Raw genomic sequence first — 1,530 nt, forward strand, 5'->3', positions numbered from 1 at the left:
CATCTTGGACAAGGCCTTGCTGGCCGCCGGGATCGACCGCGAACCGCTGTACGTCACCAACGCCGTCAAACACTTCAAGTTCACCCGCGCCGAGCGAGGAGTGCGGCGCATCCACAAGACGCCGAGCCGGACCGAGGTGGTGGCATGCCGGCCGTGGTTGTTCGCCGAGTTGGACCTGGTGGCTCCGGACGTCGTGGTGCTCATGGGTGCAACGGCCGCGAAATCGCTGCTGGGCAACGACTTCAGGGTGACCGCACATCGCGGCGAGGTTCTTCGGCTGCCCGACGAGGGGCACGGCAACGGCCCCGGGGTCGTGGTGACCGCGCACCCCTCGTCGATCCTGCGAGGTGCGCCGGAGCGACGAGACGAAGCCTTCGACGCGTTGGTCGGCGACCTTCGATTCGCTGCGGGGATGCTGCAGAACGTTCGTGACGGTTCGACCGATTCGACGGTGAGCGCGCCGAAGACGGGTGGTCACCGTTGAGTAAGGCCGAGGTCAGAGGACCAAGGCAGACGGGACGAGATGGACGATCAGAGCGACGAGTCGTTCGAAGCCCTCTTGCGTTACCTGCGGGACACCCGAGGCGTCGACTTCACCGGGTACAAGCGCACCTCGCTGATGAGGCGGGTCGGACACCAGATGAAACACGCAGGCGGTCATCGCGGCCTGTTCGTGAGCGGCGGCCGCCCGCAAGTGGGCTTGCTGGGCTTCGACGTGCCGATGCCTTGCGGCCCGCGTCGCGCCTCGCGCATGTTCGACCGTCTCTTCGGCGCGACGACGGGCCGTGGCCACCACGTCGTCGTAGGTTGGCGCACCGTTCGCGAGCTCGGCCCGGCGGTGGCGGAGTTCTTCGGCTCTGGCGTGAGCCACCGCCGCACGTTTGACAGGGGTGACCAAGCGTCGTCGTCCCCGTCGACGTCTGACTCTCCAAGCTTGCTGGCCATGCGACGTCTCCGGTTCAAGTCACGTTGACGGCGTGCCCCCCCGAATTATCCCCACCATCCGGTGAACGATTCGCCGTCACTGGTTGCGTCGGGTCTCCCGGCGATTGGCCTTTTCGATCGCAGAGACGAGATCACTCTTGGTCATCGTCGAGCGACCGGAAATGTCCAGGCGCCGGGCCACCTCGGCCAAGTGCTTCTTGCTGGCGTTGGCGTCGACACCCTCCGCGGAGTCGCCCTTCGCTCGCGCGCCGCCGCTTTCCGCCCGCTCGTCCGATGGGCCGCGGTGGTCCTTCCCCTCCCAGTGATCGCCGACCTTCTCGTAGCTGTGCTTGAGCGCGCTGTACGCGACCCGGTGCGCCCGTTCGCCCTCGCCGTACTCCTCGGCGGCCGCATCGTGGGTCTTGGCGAAGGTTCGTTTCGCCTTGTCATCGGACCGCTTCAACGTGCTGGGCAGTTCACTGTCCTTGGCCTTGCCGGACTTCGACACTTTCGGCATTGCATTCCTCTTTCCCGTCTCGAGAGATGGTGTGCCGGTACATCCCGAATACCCGCTCGACACGGGATCACCCACGGTCGTCCTGTGCG

The 1,530-nt window shown here is 66.1% G+C and carries 2 protein-coding genes and 1 pseudogene; 2 read left to right on the plus strand and 1 reads right to left on the minus strand.

What is annotated here, in order from left to right:
- On the plus strand, window positions 1-484 hold a 484-nt coding region (locus ACRDUX_RS30705), incomplete at its 5' end, for a uracil-DNA glycosylase family protein (protein WP_526419595.1).
- A 39-nt stretch (window positions 485-523) separates the two neighbouring features.
- Window positions 524-655: pseudogene (locus ACRDUX_RS30710) on the plus strand (CheR family methyltransferase); the annotation flags it as partial.
- 366 nt (window positions 656-1,021) lie between these two features.
- Here the strand turns inward: ACRDUX_RS30710 and ACRDUX_RS30715 are convergent.
- A complete protein-coding gene (locus tag ACRDUX_RS30715; RefSeq protein WP_526419597.1) occupies window positions 1,022-1,441 on the minus strand; it encodes a ChaB family protein in 420 nt (139 codons plus the stop codon).
- Between the last annotated feature and the right edge of the window lie 89 nt (window positions 1,442-1,530).

This window comes from Mycobacterium sp. (assembly GCF_050701675.1).
In the GTDB taxonomy this organism is placed as follows: Bacteria; Actinomycetota; Actinomycetes; order Mycobacteriales; family Mycobacteriaceae; genus Mycobacterium.

Excerpts from the sequence above, each read along its gene's own strand:
- ACRDUX_RS30715 (WP_526419597.1), bottom strand. The coding sequence starts at position 1,441 with ATGCCGAAAGTGTCGAAGTCCGGCAAGGCCAAGGACAGTGAACTGCCC.